Here is a 2,941-nt window from a genome sequence, read left to right as displayed (position 1 = left end):
TATCAAACATTGAGCGTGAGCAGCAACAGCAAGCCCTGCTAGATGCTAAACAAGAAAAACAAAATTTAGCGCGTTTGTTAATGCAGCAAGAAAATCAATTAAGCCAACTTAACTTTAGTATTGCCAATGTACCGCAGCAATACACGCTGCGCATAAATAGCCTTAAACGCCAACAAGCGGATATTCAAAACCAGCTCACACAAATTAAAAGTAACTATCAATATACCATTACCGCAAGTAATAGCGGTACAGTCACCGGTATTCAAGTGGTTGAAGGCGAAACACTCATCCAAGTTAAACCACTGTTACATATTATTCCTGAAGGCTCAGAACTAGTAGCAGAGTTGCTGCTACCAACACGCTCTGCTGGGTTTATTGCGCTTGGTAACGATACGCGTTTGCGCTTTGATGCCTTTCCTTATCAGCGCTTTGGTTTTATTAACAGCAAAATTAGCCGTATTGATAAGGCACTCATTACCCCAAACGAAATACGTTTGCCTATCGCACTGCAAGAGCCAGTATACCGCTTGCGAGCAACACTCAACCAACAACAAATGCAGGCTTATGGTAAAGCGTTTGATTTAAAAAGCGGTATGTTATTTGAGGCCGATATTATGTTAGAGCAGCGCACACTAATTGAATGGTTGCTTGAACCGCTGTACAGCCTAAAAGGGCGAGTGAGTTAACAGTGAATTTTAAATTAGAATTTATTCTGATAACAAGCTTTGTTGTATTACACATTGAAGTTAAGTTTTTAATTTATCTGCATTATTTAGCGGTATTTAGGGAGCTGTCTTTCTTTTGAAATAACAAAGTATACAAATTAGGGAGAATACAATAAAGATGAGTGTGCTGAAGAAATACCCAAGTTTAGAGTGCATCGTAGATTTTAAGTGTGCAAATGTTTTAGATGGATTTCAAAAGTCATTTAAAATTGAAAGGATTGAGGCTGAGAAAATTTTCAATGAAATGTTGAAATGGATGTGGTTCTGCTCATCACCTAAAACTACAGGGGCTAGGGTTATTGATGCTCCTATATTGATAATTGATGAAATGTGGCACACCTTTATTTTATATACTAAAGAGTATTTTTATTTCTGCGATAAGTTTTTTGGCCACTATATGCACCACTCCCCAACTACTTCTGAAGATTTGGATAAGTATAAAAAGCTCAGTGAAACTGACTTGCTAGAATCAAAGAGAACCCAGTATGAGTTGGTCTATGATTTGCTCGGTAAGGATACTTTTATTACTTGGTATCATGAGTTTCCTGAAAAATATTCTGCCGAAAAAATTTTAAAAATCAGAAGGAGATAGATTTCTTGTTAAAACTTTTAACTACCAATAAGGAAAATGAAGTATATGAAAGAAAATGATAAAAAAACGCTAGAAAATAGTTCTGCTGAAGATATTAGTAATTTTAGTAAAGAACATATTATTGAATCTGCGTTATTAAAAAATGTAACTGGTGGGAAAAGTGCTGCCGAATTACCATGCCGTGAGCGCTGTGTTCCAGCGTGTGGTTGTGGGCCTGATATTTGTGCACCATGGGGAGAATTCTGTATCTCTAGCCCACCATAATAAATAAACTACTTTAAGTGGTAGTAAATACTTTACTGCCACACTCCCTCTTAAACTTTGGATGAATGTAAAATGACGGTCTTGTATAGAAAAATGTATTTGCTGATTTTTTTATTTATTTCAATGAGCTCTGAAAGCTTGTTAGCAAATGAGTATGTATCTTTTATTAAAGACAATAGTTTTCAAGAACTAAATCATGAATCAATAATAAGAAAAGGCCAATGTTTAAGTGGTTTATTTAGTAACTATAATAATTGGAGAGAAAAGCTGGTAGCTATTGGAAAGGTTACCGACAAAGAATTTGAGCAAAGGCTTACTGAGAAAGAGTATGACTATTATAAGTCATCAGTGAACTGTGTTTCCATTATATATAAAGTTCAAAACTACTATGTTCGTGGCTTTGTTCTTTATCCTAAAGTGCAAAAACTTTCTAAGTTACCCGCAATTGTTTTTAACCGTGGAGGTAATGATTCGAATCGCCACACATTAAAGGTTGGGGATTTATTTTTACTACCGTATCAGCTTGCGGCAGCTGGAAATGTTGTTATTGCTAGTCAGTATGGCGGTGCTCAAGTGTGGCCTGAAGATAGAGAATTTGCCATTGGAGTAGATGAGTTTGGTGGGAAAGAGCTACAAGATGTACTTGCTTTGGTATCAATTTTAAAGTCAATGCCAATGGTAGATATTGAAAAGCTCGGAACGGTTGGTTGGAGTCGAGGCTCTATGATGTCTTTACTGGCATTAAAAAGCGGTGCAAAAATAAAGAGCATGGCTTTAGGTGGATCATTAGTTGATTTATCTGCAACAGCAGAAGAAAGGCCTGAGTTTGAGCAGCAAGTATTAAAAAGGTTAATTCCAAAGTACGCAAATAATAAAGACAAGGAGCTTTTTAATCGTTCTGCAATCAACTGGTATCAAGATTTACCCAGCATTCCGGTTCTTATGCTGCATGGAGAAGACGATCAATATGTAAACCCCAAGCATGCTAGGCTATTTCATACGTTATTTTCACAGCAAAATAAACTAGCTAAATATATTGAATATCCCAATGGTTCTCATACATTGATAGAGTATAGTGAAAAGATTCAAACAGAAATTATTAACTGGTTTGCGAACACCCTTTGATTTGAAGGTGGCTATTGTTGTATGTCAAATAGTGCTTTCATGACTTAGTGTATTGATTGGGTGGTTATTCGAGACCTTATATACTTAACCTAAAATGGCTAGTGAGCTTTCATAGGTTGGATCTTAAGAAAACTTGAAGTTGAACTCTGTTAATGATCAAATAGTTACGCCAATAAAAAATGACTAAAAACAGAGTTCACATGCAGATTAACCAAGTTTCAAATCAATTAAAAGC

Annotated in this window: 4 protein-coding genes; all 4 read left to right on the top strand. The window is 35.9% G+C overall.

Features of this window, described 5'->3' with window-relative positions; all coding sequences use genetic code 11:
- Window positions 1–686: efflux RND transporter periplasmic adaptor subunit (locus HHO47_RS18850; protein ID WP_169021678.1), on the top strand; the 686-nt coding region annotated here is incomplete at its 5' end.
- A 157-nt stretch (window positions 687–843) separates the two neighbouring features.
- Complete coding sequence (locus tag HHO47_RS18845) at window positions 844–1,317, top strand: hypothetical protein (protein ID WP_169021677.1); 474 nt, start codon at window positions 844–846, stop codon at window positions 1,315–1,317.
- A gap of 45 nt (window positions 1,318–1,362) precedes the next feature.
- Complete coding sequence (locus HHO47_RS18840) at window positions 1,363–1,581, top strand: hypothetical protein (RefSeq protein ID WP_169021676.1); 219 nt, start codon at window positions 1,363–1,365, stop codon at window positions 1,579–1,581.
- 72 nt (window positions 1,582–1,653) lie between these two features.
- Window positions 1,654–2,706: an alpha/beta hydrolase family protein gene (locus HHO47_RS18835; protein ID WP_169021675.1), complete on the top strand. Its 1,053-nt coding sequence runs from the start codon at window positions 1,654–1,656 to the stop codon at window positions 2,704–2,706.
- Window positions 2,707–2,941 lie beyond the last annotated feature (235 nt).

This window comes from Pseudoalteromonas arctica, from assembly GCF_012927645.1.
Taxonomy (GTDB): Bacteria; Pseudomonadota; Gammaproteobacteria; order Enterobacterales; family Alteromonadaceae; genus Pseudoalteromonas; species Pseudoalteromonas arctica_A.
The sequence above is the reverse complement of the archived record's forward strand: the minus strand, read 5'-3'. Positions and strand labels throughout refer to the sequence as shown.